Source organism: Sphingomonas guangdongensis, assembly GCF_900199185.1.
GTDB classification, from domain to species: Bacteria; Pseudomonadota; Alphaproteobacteria; order Sphingomonadales; family Sphingomonadaceae; genus Sphingomonas; species Sphingomonas guangdongensis.
Map to the genome: position 1 here is coordinate 797,397 of NZ_OBMI01000001.1, position 25,009 is coordinate 822,405.

Consider the following 25,009-nt stretch of genomic DNA (forward strand, 5'->3'; position numbering starts at 1 on the left):
GCGCGGCCGCACTCCTCCGCTAAGTCGCCCCGCAATGACCGACACACCCGCCGACACCCAGCGCGACTGGCGCGACACCGTTTTCCTGCCCAAGACGGACTTCCCGATGAAGGCCGGCCTTGCGCAGAAGGAGCCCGCGATTCTCGAGCGCTGGGCGCGGATCGGCCTGTACGATCGCCTGCGCCGCGAGCGGCAGGGGCGGGAGCGCTTCATCCTCCATGACGGGCCGCCCTACGCCAACGGCGACATCCACATGGGCCACGCCATGAACAAGGTGCTGAAGGACATCATCGTCCGCAGCCAGACGCTGATGGGCAAGGACGCGCCCTACGTACCGGGGTGGGACTGCCACGGCCTGCCAATCGAGTGGAAGATCGAGGAAGCGTACCGCGCCAAGAAGCGCAACAAGGACGAAGTGCCGGCGCACGAATTCCGCGCCCAGTGCCGCGCCTATGCCGCCAAGTGGGTCGACGTGCAGCGCGAGCAGTTCAAGCGGCTGGGCGTGCAGGGCGACTGGGAGGACCCGTACCTCACCATGAACTATGCGGCAGAGGCGACGATCGTCGGCGAGCTGCTGAAGTTCGCGGAAAGCGGCCAGCTCTACCGCGGCGCCAAGCCGGTGATGTGGTCCACCGTCGAGAAGACCGCGCTGGCCGAGGCCGAGGTGGAGTATGAGGACATCACCTCGACCCAGATCGACGTCGCGTTCGAGATCGTCGAGGCCCCGAACGCGCCGGAGCTGGTCGGCGCGCACGCGGTGATCTGGACGACCACGCCGTGGACGATCCCGGTGAATCAGGCTTTGGCTTATGGGCCGGAGATTGAGTACGCGCTGGTGAACGTAATCTGGTCGCCAAGTACGATCGGCAACTATTTCCTAGTCGCGTCCGAGCTGATCGAGACTTTCGTCGCGCGCCTGCGGAACTCCCCCGCAGCAATGGATCGCAGCGATACCTCGCTCGACTTCTCGGTCGTTCGGACGCTCACCGGCGAGAAGCTGGCCGGCGCTGTGGCGCGCCATCCGATCTTTAACCTCCTTCGTCACCCCGGCGAAGGCCGGGGTCCCGCTTCTTCTGCGGACGGCGGCGAAGGTAGCGGGACCCCGGATCAAGTCCGGGGTGACGGGGTGAGTGAGGCGGCACTGGCGTTCTTTGCCAGGCCGCGCCCGTTCCTTCCCGGCGACTTCGTCACCACCGACGCGGGCACCGGCCTCGTCCACATGGCGCCGGATCACGGCGAGGACGATTTCGCGCTGTGCAAGGCGCATGGGTTAGACCCGGTGTTCGCAGTCGAGGGTGACGGTTGGTACCGTGCCGACTGGGCCTGGCTTCCCCGTACCGACCCACGTGCAGGCAGCGTCATCAACAAGAAGTTCACTGCCGCCGACGGGCCGATCTGTTCGGACCTGCGCGCGGCCGGCGCGCTGCTCGCGGCGTCCGACGACTTCCAGCACAGCTACCCGCACTCGTGGCGGTCGAAGGCCAAGATCATCTTCCGCGCGACGCCGCAGTGGTTTATTCCCATGGACCGCCCGCAAGGCACGGTTGCGGAGGAAGCCGCCGTCCTTGCCGCCGCGCAGCAGCCGCTGGCATACGCGACCGCGGGCGCGCCGCTGCTCGGTCTCAACCTCGGCAACGCCCCGACCCTCCGCGAGGTCGCGCTCGACGCGATCGAGCACACCCGCTGGGTGCCCGGCCGCGCGCAGAACCGCATCCGATCGATGGTGGAGGGGCGCCCCGACTGGGTCATCAGCCGCCAGCGCGCCTGGGGCGTGCCGATCGCGCTCTACGTCAACCGCGCGACCGGCGAGTACCTCGCCGATCCGGCGGTCAACGCCCGCATCGTGGAGGCTTTCCGCGCCGGCGGGGCGGACGCGTGGTTCGGAGCCGACCACCAGGCACTGCTCGGAGCGGACTACGACATCGCCGATTACGAGCCCGTCAACGACATCCTTGATGTGTGGTTCGACTCAGGCTCGACCCACGTCTTCACCGTGGAGGCGCGCTACGGCGAAGGCGTCCGCGCCAACCTCTACGTCGAGGGGTCGGACCAGCACCGCGGCTGGTTCCAGTCGTCGCTGCTGGAGAGCTGCGGCACCCGCGGCCGCGCGCCCTATGATGCGGTGCTGACCCACGGCTTCGCGCTCGATGGCAATGGGCGCAAGATGTCCAAGAGCCTGGGCAACGTCGTCGATCCGCTCAAGGTGATCGGCGAGTCGGGCGCCGACATCCTCCGCCTGTGGGTCGCGCAGACCGACTATTTCGAGGACGTGCGGATCGGCAAGGAAGTGCTCGCCGGCACGTCGGACACCTATCGCAAGCTCCGCAATACCTTTCGCTACCTGCTCGGCGCATTGGACGGCTACACGGAGGCGGAGGCGCTCGCCGTCGCCGACATGCCCGAGCTGGAGCGCTACGTGCTCGCCCGGCTTGGCACCCTCGACGTGGAACTGCGCGCCGCGGCGGAGGCGTTCGAGTTCAACCGCTATGCCCGCGCGCTCTCCGATTTCGCGAACGAGGATCTGTCGGCCTTCTTCTTCGATATCCGCAAGGATTCGCTCTACTGCGATGCGGACGACGATCCGAAGCGGCGCGCCTACCGCACCGTGCTCGACACGCTGTTCCACGCCCTCGTCCGCTATGCCGCGCCGCTCATCCCCTTCACAGCCGAGGAAGTGTGGCAGGCACGCTTCCCGAGCGAGGACGAGTCCGTCCACCTGCTCGAGTGGCCCGAGCTGCCGACGCTGCCGGGTGACGCGGCCACCGCGACCAACTGGGCCGACGTCCGCGCGCTCCGCACTGCGGTGACCGAAGCGATCGAGCCGTTCCGCCGCGAGAAGACGATCCGCTCCAGCCTGGAGGCGGAAGTGACCGTCCCCGAGCTGCCGCTTGACGCGCACGCCCTCGCGGAGGTGTTCATCACGGCGAAGGTCGACGGCGGCGCGGCGCTCGCCGTGCGCCGCACCGATTACCACAAGTGTGGGCGCTGCTGGCGGCACCTGCCCGAGGTCACGACCGACGGCAGCTTGTGCGACCGCTGCGAGGCGGTAGTAGCGGTGCCGGCATGACCCCCCGCACCACCGGCTTCGTACTCGCTGCGCTCCTCTTCGTCGTCGATCAGGCCGTGAAGGCGTGGGTCGTCGGCCCGCTCGGGCTCGATCACCTGGGCGCGGTGCGGGAGGTCGTCTCCTTCTTTGACCTGCGCTTCGTGCCGAACGTCGGCATCTCGCTCGGGCTGCTGCCGGCCGACAGCCCGGCGATGCGCTGGGGCCTGGTCGCGCTCACGGCGGCAATTGCGTTCGGGGTCGGCGTGTGGATGACGCGCGAGACGGTGCGCGCCGACATCCTGGCGCTCGGCCTCGTACTCGGCGGGGCGCTCGGCAACATCCTCGACCGCATCCGCTTCGGCTATGTGGTCGATTTCGCCGACCTCCACTTCGGGGAGTGGCGCCCGTTTTTGGTCTTCAATGTGGCCGACGCCGCGATTACGATCGGCGTCGCGATCCTGCTGCTGCGCGCGCTGTTCGTGCGTGACCGGCCGGCCGCCGCGGTTTCTCGGGAGAAAGTAGATGCGTAGGGTTCTCAACGTGGCGGTGGGCCTCGCCCTGCTCGCGACCACCGCGGCGTGCGGCCGCGGCGGGTTCAACCGCGAGCGGCCGGACGAGTTCGCGGTCGGCCGCCAGGCGCCGCTGGTGATCCCGCCCGACTACGCGCTGCGCCCGCCGCAGCCGGGTGCCGCGCGGCCGCAGGACGTCAGCCCGTCGGCCCAGGCGCTCGACGCGCTGTTCGGCGGCACCGCCCCGCGCAGCCCCAGCGAGACCAGCGCGCTTCAGGCTGCTGGCCGCGAGAGCGCAGAAGCCGGCATCCGCTCCGCCGCCGGCGATCCGGGGACCGCGGTGGTCGACAAGGGATCGGTCACCCGCGATATCGTCGCCGCGCCGGAGGGCGACGGTCAGGCAGCCCGCGTGACGGCCGGCGGTCAGTGACCGGTGCTCCCGCGCAGGCGGGAGCACAATGATTAGTCCACCGCGAGGATGGCGTCGACTTCCACCGCCACCCCGCGCGGAAGGACGGAGACACCGACGGCGCTGCGGGCGTGCTTGCCCGCTTCGCCGAACAGCGCGACCATCAGGTTGGACGCGCCGTTCGCGACCTCGGGCTGCTGCGTGAAGTCGGCAGCCGAGCTCACGAACACGCCGAGTTTCACGACCCGCTGCACCCGCTCCAGCCCGCCGAGCGCGGCCTTGGCCTGTGCGACGAGCATCAGCGCGCAGCGCCGCGCGGCTTCCTGCCCGTAGGCGAGATCGCAGCCCTCCTCCCCCAGCCGGCCGAGCATCAGCGAGCCGTCCTCCCGGAATGGGATCTGGCCCGAGATGTGGAGCAGCCCGCCCGCCTGGACGGTGGGTACGTAGGAGGCGACCGGGGCCGCGGCCTCCGGCAGGGTCAGGCCCAGTTCGGCAAGGGCGCGGTCGACGTGGGTGGTCAAGGCTGCTGTCTCCTTCTCAGGCCGCGGGCACGCCGGCGGCGAAACGCTGTTCGATCCAGACGACCGCGTCGCGCCAGTCGTCGATCCGGGCATGGGCGTCGGCCGCGGGCGGGATGTTCGGCGCGAGGGCGGGCTCGCTGACCATGTGGAGGCGGTGGACGCCGGGCGCAGCCTGCGCGACCGACGCGTGGTGGACCGCCAGGTCGTCGACGAACACCGCGACGCTAGCGCCATATTCGGCGATCAGCCGGGCGACCGGTTCCCCCTTGCCGCCCTGGTTGCAGCGGACCTCGTGGACGATGCCGTGATCGGCCAGTTGCGCGATCCGCGGTTCGCGGCAGTGATCCTGCAGGTTGGTGAGGATGACGATGTCGGCGGCCGTCGCGAGCTCCGCCAGCGCCTCGCGCGCGTGCGGCACCAGCGTCTGGCGCGCCATCTCGGCCGGGAAGAAGCCGTCGAGCAGCGCCCACATCTCGCCCGACGCCAGTGCGGTACCGTCGCGCCGCTTCAGCGCGGTCGCGAAATCGCCGCCCTGCAACGCGAAGTCGAGGTCGTGCGCCTCCCCTACCCAGGTGCCGAAATGCCGCACCATGTGCAGCAGCACCTCATCGCAGTCGGTGATCAGCAGCGGCCTCATGCCGCCTCCATCCGCGCGCGGGCCGCGACCAGTGCCGTCGGCGGCACGCCGATGCCCTCGGCGCAGGCCAGCAGGTCCGGCTCGTGCGATTCGAGGAACTGCAGCGCCGCGATCAGCGTCGCGCGGTCGCCCGCCGATGCCCGCAGCGCGTTGGGCGACAGCCCGGTCACGTCGAGCAGCCGATTCGCACGGCCCGGTTCGGCCAGGGTCCAGACCAGCGCCTGCAGCGCCAGCGTTTCGTCGTTGGTGTCGGCGGCGGGCATCGCTAAGCTGTGGTTGCAAGAAGGGGTCGGACGCGCGTGGCAAAAAGGGTGCTCGTTGTCGAGGACAACGAACTCAATCTGAAGCTCTTCTGCGATCTGCTGCGCGCGCACGACTTCGCCGCGGAGCCGGTCCGCGACGGTCGGGAAGCGGTGGCACGGGCCCGCGCGGTGGCACCGCACCTGGTGGTCATGGACATCCAGCTGCCGCACGTCAGCGGGCTGGAGCTGATCGGACAGATGAAGCGCGATCCGAAGCTCCGTTCGATCCCGATCATGGCGGTGACCGCCTACGCAGGGCGCGAGGACGAGGAGCGGATCCGCGCCGCTGGCGCCAACGCCTATGTGTCCAAGCCGATCTCGGTCATGCGCTTCATGGAAGAAATCCGGTCGCTGATGCCGAGCGACCCGCCGGTCGACGACCGGACACTGCCGCTGCTGTAGCGCGGACAACAAAAAAGAGCCGCCAGGGCGGTGCCCCGCGGCTCCTTGGACGACGCCGGCTGTTCGCCGACGCGTGCTTACTTGATCTTAGCTTCCTTGAAGTCGACGTGCTTGCGCACGACCGGGTCGTACTTCTTGAAGGTGAACTTCTCGGTCTGCGTCCGCGGGTTCTTCTTGGTGACGTAGAAGAAGCCGGTGTCCGCGGTGCTGACGAGCTTGATCTTGACGGTGGTCGGCTTGGCCATGGCCCGAAACTCTCGTGTTCTGTAAAGACAACGGGCGGCCCGCCAGCCGGCGACCGCCCCGTGGGGTGCGCGCATGGGCGAAACCGCGTCGCTTGTCAACGTCCGGCGGCTCCGGGCAGGCTTTAGACGGCGTTAACTACGCGGGCGTACCGTGGGCGTGTCGGGCGCGGTGGGCGCGCTCCGCTGGACAGGGCGCACGGACCCATGGCGCAAGCGGCGTGGCAGGCAGGGGGAGCGGGCGCGCGGGCGGATCTGGTATCCCGCATCGACGCCGTCGCCGGCCGACTCGACCGCCTGGGCGCCACGCAGCTCCTCGACGAGGTCGACACGATCCTGAGCCTCGCCCGACGCCACAACATCGGACCCGCGATCACGGTTGCGCATGCCCTGCGCGCGGCGGTCGGTCGCGGCGAGGCTGGCGCGATGATCCAGGGCTGGCTGCAGATCCTGCGCGATTCGGTCGCCTGCGGGCGCGGCGATGCCGAGGCACGCGATACCTTTGCCGCCGCCTGCCACCTGCGCCTGAACGGCTGACCCCGCTGGACGCGCTGCTCCCTGCGCTGATCGCGGCGCTGCTCGCCGGCGTCGGCGACCGACCGGCGGCCGCCGCCGGTGTGGCGAGCGCCAGGTGGGGTGCCATCCGCGTGCTCCTGCTGCTGGCCGCGCTCCACGCCTCCGCCGCCATGCTAGGCACGCTCGCCGGCGCGCTCATGCGGCCGCTGCTCGCGGACGGCGCTCGCGCGCTGCTGCTCGGGATCGCGCTCGTCGCGGCCGGCGGCGGCGCCCTGCTGCCGCAGGGTCGGCCGGCGCTGCCGCGGCATCCGCTCTCCGCCGCACTGCTGCTCGCCGGCCTCGCGCTCACCGATCGTGCCGCATTCATCACCTTCGCGCTGGCTGCGAGCAGTGCGACGCCGTGGCTGACCGGGATCGGCGCGGCGGCGGGCAGCATCGCCGCGAGCGCGGTCGCGCTCTCCGATCCGGTGGTCGCCGCGCGACTGCCGCAGGTCCGCCAAATCGCGGGAACGATCCTGCTCGGCGCCGGGATCGTCGTCGCGCTCGGTGCGGTCCGCCTCATCTGAAGGCGGGAGCGAATCGCCGCGGCTGTCGTTACAGTGACGATCCGACACCCCCAACCGCAGAGTTTCCCCATGGCCGAACCGGCGCCGCTCGCAACCCCGACCGACCTGAACCGCAACGACACGCGCAGCGTCGCGGACGCGCTCAACAGCGCGCTTGCCGACTGCTACGCGCTGTATCTAAAGACCAAGAACTTCCACTGGCACGTGTCCGGCCCGCACTTCCGCGACTACCACCTGCTGCTCGACGACCAGGCGACGCAGATCCTGGCGGTCACCGACGCGATCGCCGAGCGGGTGCGCAAGACCGGCAACCTCACGCTCCGCTCGATCGGCGACATCGCGCGGCGTCAGACGATCGCCGACAATGATGCCGAGTTCGTCGATCCGCACGCGATGCTGTCCGAGCTGCGCGACGACAATCTGAAGCTGGTGGAGAGCTTCCGGGTCGTAAAGGACGCCGCCGACAGCGCCAAGGACAACGCGACCAGCGGCATCGTCGACGACTGGACCGACGAGGCCGAGGAGCGCGCCTGGTTCCTGTTCGAGGCGAGCCGACGCGGCTAGGCTGCCGCCGGACCCAGCGTCAGCAGCCACAGGTCGGGCGGCACGCCGAACCGGATCGGCGCCACGCTGGCGCCCACCCCCGCCCCGACCACGATCGCACGGCCATGTTCGCGGATGATGCCGCAGCGATAGCGGGGCGCATAGGGCTGCGGCCCGGGAGTCCAGCCGAGCAGGCTGACCTGGCCGCAGTGGGTGTGCCCGGCGAGCACCAGCCGGGCGTCGGGCGGGAGCCGCGGGACCAGGTCGGGCGAGTGGGTCAGCACCAGTCGCGCGCCCGGCAGCCGTCGCACCGCCGCCATGGCTGCACCGATGCGGTCGTGATCGGTGTACTCATCGCCGATCCCGGCGATCGCGAGCGGCCAGCGCGTGACCGCGCCATTCTCGACAACCGCGATGCCGGCGCGGGCGAGCTGCGCGCGAACCGCGGGCTCACCGTTCCACCAATCGTGATTGCCGAGCACGGCGATCGTGCCGAGTCGCGAGCGCAGGCCGGCGAGCGGCGTGCCGAGTTCTGCGGCGAAGCGGACGCCGCGTCGCGGATCATGGCCATAGACGAAATCGCCCGCGATCAGCACCAGATCGGGGCGAAGCGCGTTCACCTGCGCGACGATACGCGTGAGCCGGCCCGCGTCCATCGCCAGGCTGCCGATGTGGATATCGCTCAGCAGCACCACCCGCACCGACGCCGCCCCGCGCGGCCAGTCCGGAAGCGCGATGGTCGCCCGCCGCACGACGGGATCGGCGCGCGCCTGCCCGAAGGCGTAGGCGAGCACGCCGAAACCGATGCCGAGCAGCAGGAGGGCGGAGATGATCAGGCGCCGCATGGCTGGCGCTTAGCGGACGGTGGCATTGCTCTACAACGTGGCTGGTGGAAGCGCCGAAACAGAGCGAACTTCTCCGTTCGTGCCGAGTAGCGACCGAGAAGCTGCCGACGGTAGCGGATCGGGGACGCGTATCGAAGCACAGTCCCGACACCATCCTTCGATACGCGTCTTCGCCTGCGCTCAGCCGCTACTCAGGACGAACGGAGTACCGCCTTGACGGAGCAGTCCGACCGCCGGATCGTTACGGCCCCATGCGCGCCTTCGCCGACCTGCTCGACTCGCTGATCTACACGCGCGGGCGCAATGCCAAGCTGAAGCTGATCGGCGACTATCTGCGCGCCACACCCGATCCCGATCGCGGCTGGGCGGTGGCGGCGCTGACCGGCGACCTCGACCTGCCTGCGGTCAAGCCCGCGACCATCCGTGCGATGGTGGAGGCACGGGTCGATCCGGTGCTGTTCGCGATGAGCCGCGACTTCGTCGGCGACACGGCGGAAACGGTGGCGCTGATCTGGCCGGAGCCGGACGCCGCGCACGCCGCCGCGCTGCCGGGCGACGACCTGACGCTCGCGGCCGTCGTCGACCGGCTCGCCTCACTGTCGAAGTCGGACACGCCCGCAGTGCTCTCGCGCCTGCTCGACCGGCTGGAGGCGGACGAGCGCTTCGCGCTGCTGAAGCTCGCGACCGGCGCATTGCGCGTCGGCGTCTCGGCGCGGCTCGCGAAGACCGCGCTCGCGGAGACGTTCGGGGTGGACGTCGACGCGGTGGAGGAGGTGTGGCACGGCCTTGCCCCGCCCTACGCGCCACTGTTCGACTGGGTGGAGGGACGCGGTGCCCAGCCCACCGCCGCCGATGTGCCGACCTTTCGCTCGTTCATGCTCGCGCACCCGCTGGAGGACGGCTCCGTCGATCTCGCCGACTATGCCGCGGAGTGGAAATGGGACGGCATTCGCGTGCAGCTGGTTCATGTCGCGGGCGAGACACGGCTCTACAGCCGCGCGGGCGACGACATCACCGCAAGCTTTCCGGAGGTCGCCGCCGCGTTCCGGACCCCCGGCGTGCTCGACGGCGAGCTGCTGGTGAAGGGGGAGGCGCAGGGGACCGGGCGCGACGATGCGACCGCCAGTTTCAACGCGCTGCAGCAGCGGCTCGGGCGCAAGCAGGTTTCGGCGCGGATGCTGGCCGATTACCCCGCCTTTGTCCGGCTCTACGATATCCTGTTCGACGGGGCGGAGGACCTGCGCGCGCTCACCTGGACCGAGCGCCGCGCACGGCTGGAGGCGTTCATGCCGCGTCTGCCCGCCGAGCATTTCGACCTCTCGTCGGTGATCGAGGCGAAGGACTTCGACGAACTGGCGGAGATTCGCGCGGGCACCCGCGACGCGTCGATCGAGGGCGTGATGCTGAAACGGCGCGATTCTGCCTATATCGCCGGGCGGCGCGCAGGCCTCTGGTACAAGTGGAAGCGCGATCCGCTGACCGCCGACTGCGTGATGATGTACGCGCAGCGCGGGAACGGGCGCCGGTCATCCTGGTACTCCGACTATACCTTCGGCTGCTGGAGTGCGGAGGGCGAGCTGCTGCCGGTCGGCAAGGCCTATCAGGGAATCACCGACCAGGAGATCGCCGAACTCGACCGCTTCGTCCGCAACCACACGGTGAAACGCTTCGGCCCGGTGCGCGAAGTCGAGAAGACGCTGGTGCTGGAGATCGCGTTCGATTCGATCCACGCATCCAAGCGGCACAAGTCCGGCGTCGCGATGCGCTTTCCCCGGATCCACCGCATCCGCGCCGACAAGCCCGCGGCGGAGGCGGATACGCTGCCGGCCCTGCTGAAGCTGGTGACCTGAGGAGCGGTCAGCGCGCCGGCTGGTCAAGCGAGAGGACGAACAGCTTGGACCAGTTCTTGCCGGTGACGAACACCCGCCGCGTCGCGGGATCATAGGCGATGCCGTTGGGCGTCGCCGCCTGGAGGTCGCCGCCCGCCTGCTCCATCAGCGCCTGCACGTCGAGCGCGCCGGTGACGGCCCCGCTCGCCGGATCGATGCGGACGATCCAGCGGGTCATCCACACGTTCGCCCAGATCGCGCCATCGATCCACTCGAGCTCGTTGAGGTTGGCGAGCGGCCGGCCGTTCGCGGTCACCGCGATCCGCCGCTGCTCCGCGAAGCTCTTCGGATCGAGCACGCGCAGGCTGGGCGTGCCGTCGCTCAGGATGAGGCTGCGTGTGTCGCTGGTCAGGCCCCAGCCCTCGCCCGGGTAGCGAAAGCGGCTGCGCAGCTTCAGGTCCTTGAGCGACCAGCGGAAGCCGGCGCCGGTCTTCCATGTCACGCTGACGATCTCGTCGCCCCAGCGCACAATGCCTTCGCCGAACAGCCGGTCGGGCACGACCGCGCGGCGCTTGACGGCACCGTCCTCCAGCCGCACGCGGCGCAGGTCCGACCTGCCCTCCAGCCCCGTGCTCTCCCACAGCGCGCCGTCGTGCCAGAACAGCCCTTCGGTGAAGGCGGTGCGATCGTGCGGGTAGGTCGCGGTGACGCGGTAGCCGATCGCTTCGACCGGCCGGGTCGCGGCCGGTGTGCTCGGTGCCGGTTCGCTCTGGAACGGACTTGATGCGGTGGCGAGCAGCGCCAGCGCTGTCCCGGTGAGCCGCGTCGCGAAAGGAACGAACATGACGCGCTTCATCCCCAAACAGAACGGGCGGCGCCTCTCGGCACCGCCCGTCGCTGTTATCGTTGCGGTCGTGCTTACTGCGACGACTGCAGGTTGACCGCTGCGTGCTTGCCGCGCCGGTCGACCTCCAGCTCGAACGACAGGCGATCGCCCTCGTTCAAGGTCGACATGCCCGCACGCTCAACGGCGGAAATGTGAACGAACGCGTCCGGCTGACCGTCATCGCGCTGAATGAAGCCGAAACCCTTCATGGCGTTGAAGAACTTGACCGTGCCGGTCGCCTTCTCCCCGGTCAGCTGGCGCTGGGGCCCGCCACCAAAGCCGCCGCCGGCACCGCCGCGCGGACCCGCGTCACGATCCTCGCGCGGCGCACGCTCCTGCACCGGCATCGGCTCGCCGTCGATTTTGAGGTCGGTCGCCGAGATGCGGCCGCCGCGATCGACCAGGGTGAAGCCCATCGGCTGCCCCTCGGCCAGGCCGGTCAGGCCGGCCTGCTCGACGGCCGAGATGTGCACAAACACGTCCTCGCCGCCGTCATCGCGCACCACGAAGCCGAAGCCCTTCTGCGCGTTGAAGAACTTGACCACGCCCGTCGCCTCGCCGACGACCTGGGGCGGCATGCCGCGGCCACCACCGCCGAAGCCGCCACCACCGCCGCCGCCGCGGAACCCGCCGCCGCCGCCACCGAAGCCGCCGCGGTCACCACCGCCACCGCCGAAGCCGCCGCGATCACCGCCGCCGAAGCCGCCACCACCGAAGCCGCCGCCGCCGTAGCCGCCACCACCGCCGCCGAACCCGCCGCCGCCGAAGCCACCGCCACCGAAGCCACCGCGGTCACCACCGCCGAAGCTGTCGTCGCCGCCGAAACCGTCGCGCTTGTCGCGCCCACGACCGCCACGATCCCCGCGGCGTCCTTTATCGAAACTCATACCCTGTTCGTCTTCCCGGGCCGCCCATCATCGTCAAGAACCATTACGCCGAGCAGCGGACGCCGGTTCCCGTACGCACGTCTGCGCACTGAAGACTCGGGGGCATAGCTCAATTAACGGCAAGCGGCGAACGATTTCGACGCAATTATGGCAGCGCTCATGCTGATCCTTGCGCTTCTGTGGCCCATTCGGCACATCTTTGTCGCCATGGACAGCATCCCCGGCCTGCTCGCCGACCCCGCCGCCTGGGCCGCGCTCGTCACGCTGATCGTGATGGAAGTGGTGCTCGGGATCGACAACCTCATCTTCATCTCGATCCTTTCGAACAAGCTGCCGGAGGGCGAGCGGCAGAAGGCGCGGCGGCTCGGCATCGGGCTCGCGCTGGTGATGCGCCTCGCGCTTTTGTCGATGATCGCGTGGATCGTCGGGCTGACCGCACCGGTCTTCAACCTCGGCCTCGCGGGCGGTCCGGGTCCGCACGGCGAGCCGACCTTCGAGACGCAGTTCTCCTGGCGCGACCTGATCCTGATTGCGGGCGGGCTGTTTCTGGTGTGGAAGGCGACCAAGGAGATCCACCACAACGTCGACCAGCACGACGGATCGGACGACCTGCTCGATAAGGGGAAAGCGGGCGCGATCGGGTTCGGCGCGGCGATCGTGCAGATCCTGCTGCTCGACATGGTGTTCTCAATCGATTCGATCCTGACCGCTGTCGGCATGACCGAACACCTGCCGATCATGGTTACGGCGGTGATCGTCGCGGTCGCGGTGATGCTGTTCGCGGCCGATCCGCTCGCCAACTTCATCAACAAGAACCCGACCGTGGTGATGCTGGCGCTCGGCTTCCTGCTGATGATCGGCGCGGTGCTGATCGCCGACGGGTTCGGGGTCCACGTGCCCAAAGGGTACATCTACACCGCCATGGCCTTCTCCGCGGGGGTGGAGATCCTCAACATCGTCGCCCGGCGGCGACGGGAGCGGCGCGCCGGCCACTAGTTGTTGAGCGTTCACCCGCCACCGCCTATGTGCCGGCCATGACCGTTCACCTGCACGAAGAAGACATCCCCGCCGACCTGTTCGCCCCCGGCGCCAGCATCGCCGTCGACACCGAGACCATGGGGCTGATCACGCCGCGAGACCGGCTGTGCGTCGTGCAGCTCTCGGACGGCGGCGCGGACGAGCATCTGGTCCGCTTCGCCGCCGGCAGCGACTATGCCGCCCCCAACCTCCGGGCGCTGCTCGCCGACCCGGCCCGGCTGAAGCTCTATCACTTCGGCCGGTTCGATATCGCGGCGATCCGCTACTATCTGGGCGTGGTCGCGGCCCCGGTCTACTGCACCAAGATCGCGTCGCGGCTGATCCGCACCTACACCGACCGGCACGGTTTGAAGGAGCTGGTCCGCGAGCTGCTGGGGCAGGAGCTGTCCAAGGCGCAGCAATCCTCCGACTGGGGATCGCCCGAGCTGAGCGACGCGCAGCGCGAGTACGCCGCCTCCGACGTCCGCTATCTTCACGCCATGAAGGCGGAGCTCGACCGCCGGCTCGCGCGCGAGGGGCGGACCGCGCTCGCCCAGGCGTGCTTCGACTTCCTGCCTGCCCGCGCCGAGCTCGACATCGCGGGCTGGGCCGAGGTCGACATCTTCGCGCATGCCTGAGCTGCCGGCGCGATGAGCCACGCCGCCGCCCGCCAGCGCACCGCCCGTCAGACCTGGGCCGCGCCCGGCAGCCGCCACGACCGGTTGGTTGCGCTGCTCCAGTTCGCGCTGCCGGTCGGGATCGGCGTGCTCGCCGCGTTCCTGGTGATGGCGCCGCTGTTCATGGCGGGTGACGTCAGCTTCGTGCTCGACAAGAACAAGGTCGACGTTGCGTCCGAGCGGCTGAAGCTTCAGACCGCGCGCTACTCGGGCGCCGACGACAGGGGCCGCGCGTTCCAGCTGACCGCCGGGAGCGCAGTGCAGAAGAGTTCGGCGGAGAAGGTCGTCCAGATGCGCGACCTGGCCGCGCAGATCGCGCTGGAGGACGGGCTCGCGCAGCTGAAGGCCGACAGCGGTCGCTACGACATGGAGCAGGAGCGCGTCGCCGTGGACGGTCCGATCCGCTTCACCGCGGCCGACGGCTATCGGCTGGACACGACCGGCGCCACGGTCGACCTGCGCACCCGCCGCCTCCAGAGCGGCACCGCAGTGACCGGATCGACCCCGCTCGGCACGTTCAGCGGCAACAGCATGAATGCCGACCTGGAGAAGCGCACCGTCGCGCTCAAGGGAAATGCCCGCTTGCGGATCGATCCGGCGCGGGCGAAAGGGGCGCGATGACGGCCCGGCTCGCCACCCTGCTGATGCTCGCGATCGCCGCGCCCGCGCTGGCGCAGACGCGGCACAACACCAGTGCGCCGATCGACTTCAACGCCGGTTATATCGAACTGCAGGACCGCGCCAACCGCGCCATCCTGTCCGGCGACGTCAACGTGCGTCAGGCGGAGATGACGCTGACCGCGCAGCGCATGACGGTCAACTACACCGGCCAGGTCGTCGACGGATCGCCGCAGGTGTCGAGGCTCGATGCGTCGGGCGGCGTCACCGTCACGCGCCCCGACCAGCGCGCGCGATCGCAGTACGCGATCTACGACCTCAACCGCCGCGTCATCACCATGCTCGGAGGGGTCAGCCTCGCGCAGGGCAGCAACGTCGTGAACGGCGGCCGGCTGACGATCAACCTCGATACCGGTCGCGCGACGATCGACGGGTCGGCGGTCGGCGGCACGGTACGCGCGCCGGACGGCGGCAGCGTGACCACGCAGGGCGGCCGCGTGACCGGGCGGTTCTCGGTCCCCAAGCGCGACTGACCGCGGGCGGGCCAGCGGGATCAGCGCGGCAGAACGGGCTTGAACGCCTCCTTGTCCAGACAACTGGCATAGGCCGCGAGCGCCGCGGAAGCCTTCGGGTCGGAGAGCAACTCCTTCATGGCGACGCCGCCCAGCGCCTCGCCGGCGGTTTCGAAGCCGTTGACGGTCGCCATCCCGAACAGGACCTTCGACCGTTCGGCGCAGTCCGTCACGAGCAGGCGGGTGAACAGCGCCGCCATTGCACGGTCGTTGCGTTCCTTCTGACCCGGCTGGACGGTCACCACGTCGCTCATCTGCGGCGCCGATGCCATCGCGGCGAGCATCCAGCGCGCCACGGTAAGCCGATCCGCTCCCGTCGTCTTCAGCACCAGGCATTGCCCGAGCGCACGCGCCGCGGCGTCGTCGCCGGCGGGCTGCTGCGACGCCGGTACCGCCGCGCCCGCGAGCAACACCGCGGGGAGGATCAGGGTGTGGAGCATTGGTTCGATCCTTCGATCTGTAGGCAGGCCGTGGTGCCGGTCGCTCGCCGCATCAGCAAGGCCGATCGGCGCGGCGGCCGTCACGCCGTCTTTTTTCTTGCGCATTGTTCATGCACAAAGCTTGCCAAGATCAAGATGTTTAGCTTTGCAGTAACCATGTTCTGCGATCGGACGCCCAGATGACCGACACCGCCACCCTCAACCGGGCGCCACTGCCGCCGGAGGAAACCGGCACCGGACTGGCGGTCGTTTCGATCGCCAAGTCGTACGACAAGCGTGTCGTCCTCTCCGACGTGTCGGTGACCGTCGGGCATGGCGAGGTGATCGGACTGCTCGGCCCCAACGGCGCGGGCAAGACGACCTGCTTCTACTCGGTTATGGGCCTGGTGAAGCCCGATTCGGGCCGCATCCTGCTCGACGGGGACGACATCACCGGGCTGCCGATGTACCGCCGTGCGATCCTGGGGCTCGGCTATCTGCCACAGGAAACCTCCATCTTCCGCGGCCTGTCCGTCGAGAAGAACATCCTCGCCGTCCTGGAGCTCGCCGAGCCGAACAAGGATGCGCGGATGGCGAAGCTCGACCAGTTGCTCGACGAGTTCGGGCTCACCCGCCTGCGCGATGCGTCCGCCATGGCGCTGTCTGGCGGCGAGCGGCGCCGGGCGGAGATCGCGCGTGCGCTCGCCGCCGATCCCTCGATCATGCTGCTGGACGAGCCGTTCGCCGGCATCGACCCCATCTCCATCGCCGACATCCGCGACTTGGTGAAGACGCTCAAGAACCGCGGGATCGGCGTGCTGATCACCGACCACAATGTGCGCGAGACGCTCGACATCGTCGATCGCGCCTACATCATCTACGACGGCCGCGTGCTCTTCACCGGATCGCCTGAGGCGCTGGTCGCCGACGCCAACGTCCGCCGCCTGTACCTGGGCGAGGGCTTCTCGCTATGATCTGCTCGCCTTGCGAGGCGGTGCCGGCCCACTCCCCCACCCGGCCTCCCACAGCGTATCCTGGTTGGGAGGCCGGGTGGGGGAGTGGGCCGGCACCGCACATCAGCAGATGAGCCTCGCGCCACGCCTGGACCTGCGCCAGTCGCAGTCGCTGGTGATGACGCCGCAGTTGCAGCAGGCGATCCGCCTGCTCGCGCTGTCGAACCTGGAGATCGAGGCCTTCATCGCCGAGGAAGTCGAGAAGAACCCGCTGCTTGAGGCCGGCGCGACCGAGGTGGTCGACCGCGCGGAGCCGGTCGCAAGCGAGGAGATGGTGCTGCCCGACGCCGCGAGCGGTGGCGGTGACGGGGCGCTGGACATGGACCCGGCGAGCGCCTTTGCCGAGGACAGCCCGGCCGACGGTGCGGGTCCGCTCGACGGGAGCATGAGTGCAGGGGCTTCGGCCTCGGCCGGCGGGGTCGGCGGCGAGGATGGCCTGGACTTCGACAGCTTCGCCAATCCGGACGTCAGCCTGGCCGACCATCTGCTTCAGCAGGCCGGTGAGAGCATCGCCGCGGCCGACATGTTCGTTGCCGCGCACCTCATCGATCAGATCGACGAGGCGGGCTATCTCACCGTGCCGCTGCTCGACGTCGCCAATCGGCTCAACGTGCCGCTCGTCCGGGTGGAGTCGGTGCTCAGGGTCATCCAGACCTTTGACCCGACCGGCGTCGGGGCGCGCGATCTGGCCGAGTGCCTGACGCTCCAGGCAAAGGAGGCCGACCGCTACGACCCATGCATGGCCGCACTGCTCGCCAACCTGGACCTGCTCGCCCGCGGCGAGCTGACCCGCCTAAAACGGATCTGCGCGGTTGATGACGAAGACATGGCCGACATGATCCGCGAACTGCGCGGCTATGACCCCAAGCCCGGGTGTCGCTACGGCGGGGAACCCGCGACCGGGATCGTCCCCGACATCTTCGTCGCGGCGCGGGGCAGCGGCTGGGGGATCGAAATCAACAGCGCGACGCTGCCGCGCGTGCTGGTCAACCGCCGCTACTACACCGAACTGGCGAAGGGTGGCGGAAAAGATCGACAATCAAAGGCGTGGCTCGCCGACTGTCTCGCCAGCGCCAACTGGCTGGTCAAGGCGCTCGACCAGCGCCAGCGCACGATCATCAAGGTCGCGACCGAGATCGTGAAGCAGCAGGACGGCTTCTTCCGGCACGGCGTCAGCCACCTGCGCCCGCTCACCCTGGCGCGCGTGGCCGAGGCGATCGAGATGCACGAATCGACCGTCAGCCGCGTCACCAGCAACAAGTATCTGAGCTGCGCGCGCGGCGTGTTCGAGCTCAAATATTTCTTCACCTCGGCGATCCAGGCGGCGGACGGCGGCGAGGCGGTGTCGGCGGAGGCGGTCAAGAGCGCGATCCGCGCCCTGATCGCGGCCGAAAACCCGAAGGCGATCCTCTCCGACGACACGCTGGTCGAACTGCTCAATGCCAAGGGGTTCGACATCGCGCGCCGCACGGTTGCCAAGTACCGGGAGGCGATGGGGATCGGCAGCTCGGTCCAGCGCCGCCGTCAGAAGGCGCTGGAAGGCACGGCTTAGGCGACGACCTTAAGCGTTTCGCAAGCGCTTTCCCGTACGCCTGAATAGGTCATGGCAGCCACCTATTCGATCGACGTCGACGTCGCACGCAGCCTGGTCCGCATCACGCTTGCGGGCTTCTTCACGCCCGAGACGATCGCCGGCTTCGTCGCGGCGCGGGGCGCGGCCCATGCCCGGCTCGCGTGCGGCCCGAATGAGCACTGCACGATCACCGACGTGCGTGAAATGAAGATCCAGTCCCAAGACATGGTGGAGGCGTTCCAGCGGATGCTGGCCGACCCGGCGTACACCTCCCGCCGGCTGGCCTTCGTGACCGCTCCGACGCTCGCGCGGACGCAATTGCTGCGCGCGCTGGACGGACGCGGCGCCAAGGTGTTCGACACCCACGCAGCCGCCGAAGCCTGGGTCTTCGCGGACGCACGCGCCGCGGCGTGACCCCCTAGTCGTCTTCGTCCTCGAAGCCGACCAGGTCGAGCGCACGCGCCTTGATCTGGCGAAGCGCGCACCAGTGGACCAGCGCATCTTCCCGTCCATGAGTCACCCACACCTCGCGCGGGGCTAGTTCGCGGATGGTGTCGGTCAGTTCATCCCAGTCGGCGTGATCGGACAGGATCAGCGGCAGCTCGATGTTCTTCTGCCGTGCGCGCTGGCGCACCGTCATCCACCCGCTCGCCATCGCGGTGATCGGATCGGGCAGGCGGCGTGACCAGCGGTCGTTGAGCGCACCGGGCGGCGCCACCACCACGCGGCCCTGCAGCTCCGCCTTGCTGGCGCCGGTCGCGGGGCGCAGCTCGCCCAAGTCGATGCCGTTCGCGACATAGAGGTCGCATAGCCGCTGCAGCGCGCCGTGCAGGTAGATCGGATCGTCGAAGCCCATCACCCGCAGCTCGCGGATCACCCGCTGCGCCTTGCCCAGTGCGTACGCGCCGACCAGCACGCAGCGGGTCGGATTGGCGCGCAGCGTGGCGAGCAGCTTGTCCATCTCGTCGTGCGTCTCGGGATGGCGGAACACCGGCAGGCCGAAGGTCGCCTCCGTCACGAACACGTCGCACTTGACGGGCTCGAACCGGGCGCAGGTCGGGTCCTCGCGCCGCTTGTAGTCCCCCGACACCACCACTCGCTCGCCCCGATGGTCAAGCACGATCTGCGCGGAACCGAGCACATGGCCGGCGGGCACGAAGCTCACCTCGATGTCGCCGACGCTCAGCGTTTCGCCATACGCGACCGCGCGGCCGTTCTGGTCGCCGTAACGAACGCCCATGATCTCCAGCGTCTCGGGCGTCGCCCACACCTGGCCATGCCCGCCGCGGGCGTGATCGGCGTGGCCGTGGGTGACGAGCGCGCGCGGCACCGGCTGTGACGGATCGATCCACGCGTCGGCGGCGGGAAGGTAGATGCCCTGCGGGTGCGGCTCCACCCAGTCGCCCAGTCGTGCCATGCGGCCGATATGGGGCCTAGCCAGCGGAACGCCAGCGTCGCCGCAATCGTTGAGCGCGCGAACTGAGACGGAGCGATGCGATGAGCGGTGGCTGGTGGAGCCTGATGACGATCCTCGGACCCATCGTCCTGGCGGTCGCGATCGCCTGGGCGCTTCTGAACAATCGGCGCAGCAAGGCAGCCGAGGACCGGACGGAAGCGGCAACGCGGCAGATGTATGCGGAGCAGAACGCCGAGGACAAGGCAAAGGAGGTGCGCTGACCAGGCGCCTCCCCCATATTGCGCCTGAGTGAGTGACCTAGCCGACCTACCCCCCGCCCTGCAGGACTGGTTCGCCGCGCGCGGCTGGGCACCGCGACGGCACCAGCGCGCCATGGTCGCCGCCGCGCGGGCCGGGCGCCACGCGCTGCTCGTGGCGCCGACCGGCGCGGGCAAGACGCTGTCCGGTTTCCTGCCGAGCCTCGCCGATCTGATCGAGCGGCCGCACGACGGCCTCCACACGCTCTACATCTCGCCGCTGAAGGCGCTCGCGGTGGACGTGCAGCGCAACCTGATGACGCCGATCGCGGAGATGGGCCTGGACATCACGGTCGAGTCGCGGAGCGGCGACACCCCGTCCGACCGCAAGGCGCGGCAGCGCGCGCGCCCGCCGCACCTGCTGCTGACCACGCCCGAATCGCTCAGCCTGTTGCTGAGCTACCCGGACAGCGAGACGCTGTTCGCGGGATTGAAGACGGTGGTAATCGACGAGGTGCACGCCTTCGCGATCGGCAAGCGCGGCGACCTCCTGGCGCTGAGCCTTGCCCGACTGCAGCGGATCGCTCCCGACCTGCGCCGCGTCGCACTGTCGGCGACCGTCGCCGATCCGGACGGCTATCGCGCGTGGCTGAGCCCGTACGGCGACATCGACGCGGTCGATCTGGTGGTGGGGGAGGCAGGCGCGGCTCCCGACGTCGCGATCCTGCTGCCCGAGGGGCGCGTGCCCTGGTCCGGCCACTCCGGCCGCTACGCCGCGCCGCAGGTGATGGCGGAGATCGAGACGCACCGCACAACCCTGGTTTTCTGCAACACCCGCAGTCTCGCGGAGCTGATCTTCCAGGATCTGTGGAAGGAGAACCATCTCGCGCTGCCGATCGGTATCCATCACGGCAGCCTGGCGCGTGAGGCCCGGCGCAAGGTCGAGGAGGCGATGGCGGCGGGCAAACTCCGCGCGCTGGTCGCCACCGCCAGCCTCGACCTGGGGGTGGACTGGGGTGACGTCGACTGCGTTATCCAGATGGGCGCGCCGAAAGGCTCCAGCCGGATGCTCCAGCGGATCGGGCGCGCCAACCACCGGCTGGACGAGGCGTCGGAGGCGGTGCTCGTGCCCGGCAACCGTTTCGAATATCTGGAGGCACAGGCCGCACTCGACGCGGTGGAGGCGGGCGAACTCGACCCCGACCTGTTCCGCCCCGGCGCACTCGACGTCCTGGCCCAGCACGTCATGGCGGTCGCCTGCGCCGCGCCGTTCAGCAGCGAAGCGCTGCTCGATGAGGTGCGCGCGGCGCTGCCCTACTCCGCGCTCGAGCGCGAGACGTTCGAGCGCGTCCTCCAGTTCATCGCCGACGGCGGCTATGCCCTGCGCGCCTATGATCGCTTCAAGCGGCTGACCAGGGGGCCGGACGGGCTGTGGCGGGTCAGTCATCCGCGCTTCGTCGCGCAGCATCGCCTCAACGCCGGGATCATCGTCGATGCGGTGACGCTAGACGTGCGGTTCAAGAACGGGCGCAAGCTCGGCACGGTGGAGGAGTATTTCGCGTCCACGCTCACCGTCGGCGACACCTTCTTCTTCGCCGGGCTCTCGGTGGAGGTCGAGCGGGTCGACGTCGCCGACCTGATCGTCCGCGCGACCACCCGTCCCGCGCGGATTCCGACCTATGTCGGCACGCGGCTCGCGCTCTCGACCAACCTCGCGCACCGGGTCCGCACCTTCCTGCACGATCGGACGCAGTGGTCGCGCTTTCCCGACGACGTGCGCGACTGGCTGGAGGTGCAGGACCGTCGCTCGGCACTGCCCTCACCCGAGCAGCTGCTGGTCGAGACCTTCTACCGCGAGGGGCGGCACTACATGGTAGCCTACAGTTTCGAGGGGTGGAACGCGCACCAGTCGCTCGGCATGCTGATCACGCGGCGGATGGAGGCGATGGGGCTGAAGCCGATCGGCTTCGTGTCCAACGACTATGCGCTCGCCTGCTACGGCCTGGAGCCGATCACCGATCCGGCGGCGCTCTTCTCCCCCGACATCCTGGAGCATGAGTTCGTCGACTGGGTACAGGGCTCCGCGCTGCTCAAGCGCGCCTTTCGCGAGGTCGCGGTGATCGGCGGGCTGGTCGAGCGTCAGCACCCGGGCAAGCGCAAGACCGGCAAGCAGGTCACCTTCTCCACCGACCTGATCTACGACGTGCTGCGAAAGTACGAACCGACCCACCTGCTGCTCCAAGCGGCGTGGGACGATGCGCGCGCGCGGATGACCGACATCGGCCGGCTCGCGCATCTGCTCGACCGCGCGGCCGACACGATGCTGCACGTTCAGCTCGACCGGATCAGCCCGCTCGCGGTACCCGTGCTGGTGCTGATCGGGCGCGAGAGCGTTGCGCAGTCGGGTGCCGACGACCAGTTGCTGGCGGAGGCCGAGCTGCTGGCGGCAGAGGCGATGCAGCTCGACTGATCGCGCTTGCTGCAGCAGCATGGGTGCAGCATGTTGGCGGTCATGCCGGCGTTCCCGCCCGCGCTGCTCCCCCTCGCGCTGATCGGCGCCGCGCCCGAGGCTTTGCCGCCGGACGCGCTCGCCATCCTGCTCGGCAGCGTGGCCGATCGCATGACGGTACCTGTGCGGGTCGCGGGCGCAGGGCCCTATCCCTTCATCATCGATACCGGATCGGAGCGAACGGTGATCGCCCGGCAGCTCGCCCGCGCGCTGCGCCTGCCCGCGGGACGCGGGGCAAAGGTCATCGCGATGAGCGGCACGGCGCGGGTCGCGACGGTCACCGTGCCCTCGATCCAGCTGTCCAGCATTCCCGCGATCGGCGCGATCGAGGCGCCGGCGCTCGACGCGGCGAACCTCGGCGGGCTGGGCCTGCTCGGGATCGACACGCTGCAGGGGCACAAGGTCTCGATCGACTTCGACGCCGGCGTGATGACGGTCAGCCGCTCCGACCCTCGCGCACGCCGCGAACGACGCGAGCCCGGCGAAATCGTGGTGCGCGCGCGCAGCCAGACCGGGCAGCTGATCGTTACGGATGCCGACGTCGAGGGGCGCCGAGTGCGGGTGGTGCTCGACACCGGATCGGCGCTGACGATCGGCAACACGCCGCTGCAGCGGCTGATGCGGCGCGACTCGCGCGCGCTGCGCCCGCTCGAGCTGATCAGCGTGATCGGTGAGCCGGTCCAGACGCGCTACGGCACCGCATCGCGGCTACGGCTCGGCGGGGTCGCCTTCACGGGCGTGCCGATCGCGTTCGCCGACGTGCCGCCGTTCGACCAGTTCGGGCTCTCGAAGCGGCCGGCGATGCTGCTTGGGATGGACGCGCTCAAGTTCTTTCGCCGCGTCGACATTGATTTCGCCAATCGCGAGATCCGGTTCCTCCTGCCGCGCGGCGCGCAGACTGCCGCGTGTCGGACTCGCCTCAACGATCGCTGCGCGGACTGACCACCGCGGCAGTTGATCAGCGTCGCGGCCGGCGGCATAGGCGGCACATGGTTCCGCTTTCGTTCGCTGGTCACGACTTCGGTGCGTTGCGCGACGGCGCACTCTACTGGCCGGCCAGGCGGGCGTTGCTGGTCGCCGACCTGCACTTCGAGAAGGCGAGCTGGTTCGCGGGCCGCGGGCAGCTGCTGCCGCCGTACGACAGCCAGGCGACGCTGGAGGCGCTGATTGCGCTGGTCGAGCGGCACCAGGTGCAAGAGGTCTGGTGCCTGGGCGACAGCTTCCACGACAGCGCCGGGTGCGACCGCCTGCCCGACGCGGCGCAGGCCATGCTGCGCGGGCTGACCGGCGCCACCCGCTGGACGTGGATCACCGGCAACCACGATGCCGCGCTGGTCGATCGCTGCGGCGGCGAGATCGTCGAGGAGGCGGTTGTGGACGGCCTGGTACTGCGGCACGAGGCGGTGGCGGGCGAGCAACGGCCCGAACTGTCCGGGCATTTTCACCCCAAGCTGCGCGTCACCGTCCGCGGCCGCCAGGTCGCACGGCGCTGCTTCGTCGCGACCGCGACCAAGCTCATCCTGCCGGCGTTCGGCGCGTTGACCGGCGGGCTCGACCCCGACCACCCGGAGATCGTCCGCGCGGTTGGGCCCCGGGCGGAGGCGCTGGTGCCGCTCGATGACCGGCTGCTCCGGTTTCCGCTGGCGGCGTGACGCTTGCACCGCTCATTCCCCGTTCGTTCGAATAGCCGCTGAGCGAAGTCGAAGGCTCACGCAACGACAACCTGCTCAATCACGCCGAACACCGGATGGTGGCGGTCGTCCTCTACCCAGATCCTGACCGTGTCGCCCGCCCGCAGGAACGGCGTGGACGGGGCGCCATCGCGGATCGTCTCCACCGTCCGCAGCTCGGCGAGGCAGGAATAGCCGACCCCGCCGTTCCCAATCGGCTTGCCCGGCCCGCCCGCCGCATCGCGGTTCGACACCGTACCCGAGCCGATGATCGTGCCGGCACCCAGCGCCCGGGTTTTCGCCGCGTGGGCGATCAGCGTGCCGAAGTCGAAGGTCATGTCCTCGCCTGCCTCCGCCCGCCCGAACGGCTGTCCGTTGAGGTCGACCCGCAGGGTCCGGTGGAGCTTGCCGCCCTGCCACCAGCCACCGAGCGCGTCCGGCGTCACGAACACCGGCGAGAAGGCGCTCGCCGGCTTCGACTGGAAGAAACCGAAGCCCTTGGCGAGCTCGCCCGGGATCAGGTTGCGCAGGGACACGTCGTTGGTCAGCCCGACCAGGCGGATCGCGGCCAGCGCCTGCTCCCGCGTGGCGCCGAGCGGCACGTCGCCGGTCACCACGACCACCTCCGCCTCCAGGTCGCAGCCCCAGCTTTCGTCGGCGAGCGGGATCGGATCGCGCGGCCCCAGGAACCCGTCGGAGCCGCCCTGGTACATCAGCGGATCGTGCCAGAAACTCTCCGGCATCTCCGCGCCCCGCGCCTGCCGGACCAGCGCCACGTGGTTCACATAGGCCGATCCGTCGGCCCACTGAAACGCCCGCGGCAGCGGAGAGGCGGCCTCATGCTCGTGGAAACGCGCGCGCGGGATGACTGCGTGGTCGAGATCGGTCTGGAGGTTTTGAAGGTCGGGGAGCAGCCTGTCCCAGTCATCGAGCGCCGCCTGCAGCGTCGGGGCGATATGGCCGGCGTCGGCGTACCAGGCTAGATCGCTGGAAACCACGACGAGCTTGCCGTCGCGCCCGTGCTTCAGGCTCGCAACTTTCATCGGCACCTTCTCCCTTGTTTCGCACGTTCATGCGGCCCACCCGGCGCGAAGTCGAGCACTGTTGACACGTGGGTTAGGGTGAACGACGGCTCTTCCTCTATGGCG

At 69.5% G+C, this 25,009-nt stretch carries 29 protein-coding genes; 19 read left to right on the plus strand and 10 right to left on the minus strand.

Translation table 11 applies throughout. The features are described 5' to 3' along the window. Positions 1 to 34 precede the first annotated feature (34 nt). The 3 genes from ileS to CRO12_RS03720 are packed head-to-tail and all read left to right on the plus strand — an operon-like array spanning position 35 to position 3,985. Positions 35 to 3,067, plus strand: a complete 3,033-nt coding sequence (gene ileS, locus CRO12_RS03710; protein WP_097062629.1) for an isoleucine--tRNA ligase — start codon at positions 35 to 37, stop codon at positions 3,065 to 3,067. Further along, complete coding sequence (lspA, locus tag CRO12_RS03715) at positions 3,064 to 3,576, plus strand: signal peptidase II (RefSeq protein ID WP_097062630.1); 513 nt, start codon at positions 3,064 to 3,066, stop codon at positions 3,574 to 3,576. The genes ileS and lspA overlap by 4 nt, the downstream gene beginning before the upstream one ends. Continuing rightward, entirely contained in the window at positions 3,569 to 3,985 is a 417-nt protein-coding gene (locus CRO12_RS03720) for a DUF3035 domain-containing protein (RefSeq protein WP_097062631.1), read from the plus strand. Before lspA ends, CRO12_RS03720 begins: the two co-directional genes overlap by 8 nt. Before the next feature lie 32 nt (positions 3,986 to 4,017). Here CRO12_RS03720 and CRO12_RS03725 read toward each other — a convergent pair whose 3' ends face one another. The 3 genes from CRO12_RS03725 to CRO12_RS03735 are packed head-to-tail and all read right to left on the minus strand — an operon-like array spanning position 4,018 to position 5,385. Beyond that, positions 4,018 to 4,485: a RidA family protein gene (locus CRO12_RS03725; protein ID WP_097062632.1), complete on the minus strand. Its 468-nt coding sequence runs from the start codon at positions 4,483 to 4,485 to the stop codon at positions 4,018 to 4,020. A gap of 16 nt (positions 4,486 to 4,501) precedes the next feature. Continuing rightward, the gene (locus tag CRO12_RS03730) at positions 4,502 to 5,122 is read right to left on the minus strand and encodes a hypothetical protein (protein WP_097062633.1); all 621 of its coding nucleotides are present in this window, start codon (positions 5,120 to 5,122) and stop codon (positions 4,502 to 4,504) included. After that, positions 5,119 to 5,385: a DUF3572 family protein gene (locus CRO12_RS03735; protein WP_097062634.1), complete on the minus strand. Its 267-nt coding sequence runs from the start codon at positions 5,383 to 5,385 to the stop codon at positions 5,119 to 5,121. Before CRO12_RS03735 ends, CRO12_RS03730 begins: the two co-directional genes overlap by 4 nt. A gap of 36 nt (positions 5,386 to 5,421) precedes the next feature. Between CRO12_RS03735 and CRO12_RS03740 the strand changes: the two genes are divergently transcribed. Next, positions 5,422 to 5,826 carry a response regulator gene (locus tag CRO12_RS03740; protein WP_097062635.1) on the plus strand — a complete coding sequence of 135 codons (405 nt, stop codon included), beginning with the start codon at positions 5,422 to 5,424 and terminating at the stop codon, positions 5,824 to 5,826. 77 nt (positions 5,827 to 5,903) lie between these two features. Here CRO12_RS03740 and rpmG read toward each other — a convergent pair whose 3' ends face one another. Continuing rightward, positions 5,904 to 6,071, minus strand: coding sequence for a 50S ribosomal protein L33 (rpmG, locus tag CRO12_RS03745; RefSeq protein ID WP_097062636.1), 168 nt, complete (start codon positions 6,069 to 6,071; stop codon positions 5,904 to 5,906). A gap of 204 nt (positions 6,072 to 6,275) precedes the next feature. On the opposite strand from rpmG, the gene CRO12_RS03750 reads away from it, so the two are divergent. The 3 genes from CRO12_RS03750 to CRO12_RS03760 all read left to right on the plus strand — a co-directional run bounded on the left by CRO12_RS03750 (position 6,276) and on the right by CRO12_RS03760 (position 7,714). Continuing rightward, complete coding sequence (locus tag CRO12_RS03750) at positions 6,276 to 6,605, plus strand: hypothetical protein (protein WP_097062637.1); 330 nt, start codon at positions 6,276 to 6,278, stop codon at positions 6,603 to 6,605. Between the two features lie 110 nt (positions 6,606 to 6,715). Further along, entirely contained in the window at positions 6,716 to 7,150 is a 435-nt protein-coding gene (locus tag CRO12_RS03755; RefSeq protein ID WP_097062638.1) for a hypothetical protein, read from the plus strand. Between the two features lie 69 nt (positions 7,151 to 7,219). Then, on the plus strand, positions 7,220 to 7,714 hold the full coding sequence (locus CRO12_RS03760; protein ID WP_097062639.1) for a Dps family protein: 495 nt from the start codon (positions 7,220 to 7,222) through the stop codon (positions 7,712 to 7,714). Here CRO12_RS03760 and CRO12_RS03765 read toward each other — a convergent pair. After that, on the minus strand, positions 7,711 to 8,538 hold the full coding sequence (locus CRO12_RS03765; protein ID WP_097062640.1) for a metallophosphoesterase: 828 nt from the start codon (positions 8,536 to 8,538) through the stop codon (positions 7,711 to 7,713). The two genes, CRO12_RS03760 and CRO12_RS03765, sit on opposite strands and share 4 nt — an antisense overlap. A gap of 251 nt (positions 8,539 to 8,789) precedes the next feature. Between CRO12_RS03765 and CRO12_RS03770 the strand changes: the two genes are divergently transcribed. Then, on the plus strand, positions 8,790 to 10,388 hold the full coding sequence (locus CRO12_RS03770) for a cisplatin damage response ATP-dependent DNA ligase (RefSeq protein WP_097062641.1): 1,599 nt from the start codon (positions 8,790 to 8,792) through the stop codon (positions 10,386 to 10,388). A 7-nt stretch (positions 10,389 to 10,395) separates the two neighbouring features. Here the strand turns inward: CRO12_RS03770 and CRO12_RS03775 are convergent, their stop codons facing one another. Both CRO12_RS03775 and CRO12_RS18450 read right to left on the minus strand, forming a co-directional pair. Beyond that, on the minus strand, positions 10,396 to 11,211 hold the full coding sequence (locus tag CRO12_RS03775) for a glutaminyl-peptide cyclotransferase (RefSeq protein WP_097063328.1): 816 nt from the start codon (positions 11,209 to 11,211) through the stop codon (positions 10,396 to 10,398). Positions 11,212 to 11,285: 74 nt separating this feature from the next. Further along, complete coding sequence (locus CRO12_RS18450) at positions 11,286 to 12,140, minus strand: cold-shock protein (protein WP_097062642.1); 855 nt, start codon at positions 12,138 to 12,140, stop codon at positions 11,286 to 11,288. Positions 12,141 to 12,347: 207 nt separating this feature from the next. Here CRO12_RS18450 and CRO12_RS03785 point away from each other — a divergent pair, with 207 nt between their 5' ends. Genes CRO12_RS03785 through CRO12_RS03800 form a run of 4 tightly spaced genes read left to right on the plus strand, consistent with a single transcriptional unit; the run spans position 12,348 to position 14,985 of the window. Then, the gene (locus CRO12_RS03785) at positions 12,348 to 13,136 is read left to right on the plus strand and encodes a TerC family protein (RefSeq protein WP_097063329.1); all 789 of its coding nucleotides are present in this window, start codon (positions 12,348 to 12,350) and stop codon (positions 13,134 to 13,136) included. Between the two features lie 38 nt (positions 13,137 to 13,174). Further along, positions 13,175 to 13,795, plus strand: a complete 621-nt coding sequence (locus tag CRO12_RS03790) for a ribonuclease D (protein WP_097062643.1) — start codon at positions 13,175 to 13,177, stop codon at positions 13,793 to 13,795. 12 nt (positions 13,796 to 13,807) lie between these two features. Further along, positions 13,808 to 14,455 carry an LPS export ABC transporter periplasmic protein LptC gene (gene lptC, locus CRO12_RS03795; protein WP_097062644.1) on the plus strand — a complete coding sequence of 216 codons (648 nt, stop codon included), beginning with the start codon at positions 13,808 to 13,810 and terminating at the stop codon, positions 14,453 to 14,455. Continuing rightward, a complete protein-coding gene (locus CRO12_RS03800) occupies positions 14,452 to 14,985 on the plus strand; it encodes an LptA/OstA family protein (RefSeq protein ID WP_097062645.1) in 534 nt (177 codons plus the stop codon). Before lptC ends, CRO12_RS03800 begins: the two co-directional genes overlap by 4 nt. A 20-nt stretch (positions 14,986 to 15,005) precedes the next feature. On the opposite strand, the gene CRO12_RS03805 is transcribed toward CRO12_RS03800, so the two are convergent. Further along, positions 15,006 to 15,464, minus strand: a complete 459-nt coding sequence (locus tag CRO12_RS03805; RefSeq protein ID WP_144033518.1) for a hypothetical protein — start codon at positions 15,462 to 15,464, stop codon at positions 15,006 to 15,008. Between the two features lie 179 nt (positions 15,465 to 15,643). On the opposite strand from CRO12_RS03805, the gene lptB reads away from it, so the two are divergent. The 3 genes from lptB to CRO12_RS03820 all read left to right on the plus strand — a co-directional run bounded on the left by lptB (position 15,644) and on the right by CRO12_RS03820 (position 18,443). Then, positions 15,644 to 16,417 (plus strand): LPS export ABC transporter ATP-binding protein, encoded by a 774-nt coding sequence (lptB, locus tag CRO12_RS03810; protein ID WP_097062647.1) that lies wholly within the window; start codon positions 15,644 to 15,646, stop codon positions 16,415 to 16,417. A gap of 109 nt (positions 16,418 to 16,526) precedes the next feature. Beyond that, the gene (rpoN, locus tag CRO12_RS03815; RefSeq protein WP_097062648.1) at positions 16,527 to 18,008 is read left to right on the plus strand and encodes an RNA polymerase factor sigma-54; all 1,482 of its coding nucleotides are present in this window, start codon (positions 16,527 to 16,529) and stop codon (positions 18,006 to 18,008) included. A 51-nt stretch (positions 18,009 to 18,059) separates the two neighbouring features. Then, positions 18,060 to 18,443: a hypothetical protein gene (locus tag CRO12_RS03820; protein WP_097062649.1), complete on the plus strand. Its 384-nt coding sequence runs from the start codon at positions 18,060 to 18,062 to the stop codon at positions 18,441 to 18,443. Between the two features lie 4 nt (positions 18,444 to 18,447). Here CRO12_RS03820 and CRO12_RS03825 read toward each other — a convergent pair whose 3' ends face one another. Further along, positions 18,448 to 19,446: a ligase-associated DNA damage response exonuclease gene (locus tag CRO12_RS03825; protein ID WP_097062650.1), complete on the minus strand. Its 999-nt coding sequence runs from the start codon at positions 19,444 to 19,446 to the stop codon at positions 18,448 to 18,450. Positions 19,447 to 19,526: 80 nt separating this feature from the next. Here CRO12_RS03825 and CRO12_RS03830 point away from each other — a divergent pair, with 80 nt between their 5' ends. Genes CRO12_RS03830 through pdeM form a run of 4 tightly spaced genes read left to right on the plus strand, consistent with a single transcriptional unit; the run spans position 19,527 to position 23,843 of the window. Continuing rightward, complete coding sequence (locus CRO12_RS03830; RefSeq protein WP_097062651.1) at positions 19,527 to 19,706, plus strand: hypothetical protein; 180 nt, start codon at positions 19,527 to 19,529, stop codon at positions 19,704 to 19,706. A 58-nt stretch (positions 19,707 to 19,764) separates the two neighbouring features. Then, complete coding sequence (locus tag CRO12_RS03835; RefSeq protein WP_097063330.1) at positions 19,765 to 22,152, plus strand: ligase-associated DNA damage response DEXH box helicase; 2,388 nt, start codon at positions 19,765 to 19,767, stop codon at positions 22,150 to 22,152. A gap of 30 nt (positions 22,153 to 22,182) precedes the next feature. After that, complete coding sequence (locus tag CRO12_RS03840) at positions 22,183 to 23,133, plus strand: retroviral-like aspartic protease family protein (protein ID WP_097062652.1); 951 nt, start codon at positions 22,183 to 22,185, stop codon at positions 23,131 to 23,133. Positions 23,134 to 23,180: 47 nt separating this feature from the next. Further along, a complete protein-coding gene (pdeM, locus tag CRO12_RS03845; RefSeq protein ID WP_097062653.1) occupies positions 23,181 to 23,843 on the plus strand; it encodes a ligase-associated DNA damage response endonuclease PdeM in 663 nt (220 codons plus the stop codon). A 56-nt stretch (positions 23,844 to 23,899) separates the two neighbouring features. Here pdeM and CRO12_RS03850 read toward each other — a convergent pair whose 3' ends face one another. Next, positions 23,900 to 24,904 (minus strand): fumarylacetoacetate hydrolase family protein, encoded by a 1,005-nt coding sequence (locus CRO12_RS03850; RefSeq protein WP_097062654.1) that lies wholly within the window; start codon positions 24,902 to 24,904, stop codon positions 23,900 to 23,902. Between the last annotated feature and the right edge of the window lie 105 nt (positions 24,905 to 25,009).

What these genes read in the sequence shown, in the direction of transcription:
- lptC (WP_097062644.1), top strand. Translation starts at nt 13,808, where the DNA reads ATGAGCCACGCCGCCGCCCGCCAGCGCACCGCCCGTCAGACCTGGGCC.
- CRO12_RS03750 (WP_097062637.1), top strand. Translation starts at nt 6,276, where the DNA reads ATGGCGCAAGCGGCGTGGCAGGCAGGGGGAGCGGGCGCGCGGGCGGAT.
- CRO12_RS03850 (WP_097062654.1), bottom strand. Translation starts at nt 24,904, where the DNA reads ATGAAAGTTGCGAGCCTGAAGCACGGGCGCGACGGCAAGCTCGTCGTG.
- CRO12_RS18450 (WP_097062642.1), bottom strand. Translation starts at nt 12,140, where the DNA reads ATGAGTTTCGATAAAGGACGCCGCGGGGATCGTGGCGGTCGTGGGCGC.
- rpmG (WP_097062636.1), bottom strand. Translation starts at nt 6,071, where the DNA reads ATGGCCAAGCCGACCACCGTCAAGATCAAGCTCGTCAGCACCGCGGAC.
- CRO12_RS03785 (WP_097063329.1), top strand. Translation starts at nt 12,348, where the DNA reads ATGGACAGCATCCCCGGCCTGCTCGCCGACCCCGCCGCCTGGGCCGCG.
- CRO12_RS03730 (WP_097062633.1), bottom strand. Translation starts at nt 5,122, where the DNA reads ATGAGGCCGCTGCTGATCACCGACTGCGATGAGGTGCTGCTGCACATG.
- CRO12_RS03720 (WP_097062631.1), top strand. Translation starts at nt 3,569, where the DNA reads ATGCGTAGGGTTCTCAACGTGGCGGTGGGCCTCGCCCTGCTCGCGACC.
- CRO12_RS03760 (WP_097062639.1), top strand. Translation starts at nt 7,220, where the DNA reads ATGGCCGAACCGGCGCCGCTCGCAACCCCGACCGACCTGAACCGCAAC.
- CRO12_RS03805 (WP_144033518.1), bottom strand. Translation starts at nt 15,464, where the DNA reads ATGCTCCACACCCTGATCCTCCCCGCGGTGTTGCTCGCGGGCGCGGCG.
- CRO12_RS03825 (WP_097062650.1), bottom strand. Translation starts at nt 19,446, where the DNA reads ATGGCACGACTGGGCGACTGGGTGGAGCCGCACCCGCAGGGCATCTAC.
- CRO12_RS03820 (WP_097062649.1), top strand. Translation starts at nt 18,060, where the DNA reads ATGGCAGCCACCTATTCGATCGACGTCGACGTCGCACGCAGCCTGGTC.
- rpoN (WP_097062648.1), top strand. Translation starts at nt 16,527, where the DNA reads ATGAGCCTCGCGCCACGCCTGGACCTGCGCCAGTCGCAGTCGCTGGTG.
- lptB (WP_097062647.1), top strand. Translation starts at nt 15,644, where the DNA reads ATGACCGACACCGCCACCCTCAACCGGGCGCCACTGCCGCCGGAGGAA.
- CRO12_RS03800 (WP_097062645.1), top strand. Translation starts at nt 14,452, where the DNA reads ATGACGGCCCGGCTCGCCACCCTGCTGATGCTCGCGATCGCCGCGCCC.
- CRO12_RS03840 (WP_097062652.1), top strand. Translation starts at nt 22,183, where the DNA reads ATGTTGGCGGTCATGCCGGCGTTCCCGCCCGCGCTGCTCCCCCTCGCG.
- CRO12_RS03765 (WP_097062640.1), bottom strand. Translation starts at nt 8,538, where the DNA reads ATGCGGCGCCTGATCATCTCCGCCCTCCTGCTGCTCGGCATCGGTTTC.
- CRO12_RS03770 (WP_097062641.1), top strand. Translation starts at nt 8,790, where the DNA reads ATGCGCGCCTTCGCCGACCTGCTCGACTCGCTGATCTACACGCGCGGG.
- pdeM (WP_097062653.1), top strand. Translation starts at nt 23,181, where the DNA reads ATGGTTCCGCTTTCGTTCGCTGGTCACGACTTCGGTGCGTTGCGCGAC.
- CRO12_RS03775 (WP_097063328.1), bottom strand. Translation starts at nt 11,211, where the DNA reads ATGTTCGTTCCTTTCGCGACGCGGCTCACCGGGACAGCGCTGGCGCTG.
- CRO12_RS03830 (WP_097062651.1), top strand. Translation starts at nt 19,527, where the DNA reads ATGAGCGGTGGCTGGTGGAGCCTGATGACGATCCTCGGACCCATCGTC.
- lspA (WP_097062630.1), top strand. Translation starts at nt 3,064, where the DNA reads ATGACCCCCCGCACCACCGGCTTCGTACTCGCTGCGCTCCTCTTCGTC.
- CRO12_RS03735 (WP_097062634.1), bottom strand. Translation starts at nt 5,385, where the DNA reads ATGCCCGCCGCCGACACCAACGACGAAACGCTGGCGCTGCAGGCGCTG.
- ileS (WP_097062629.1), top strand. Translation starts at nt 35, where the DNA reads ATGACCGACACACCCGCCGACACCCAGCGCGACTGGCGCGACACCGTT.
- CRO12_RS03790 (WP_097062643.1), top strand. Translation starts at nt 13,175, where the DNA reads ATGACCGTTCACCTGCACGAAGAAGACATCCCCGCCGACCTGTTCGCC.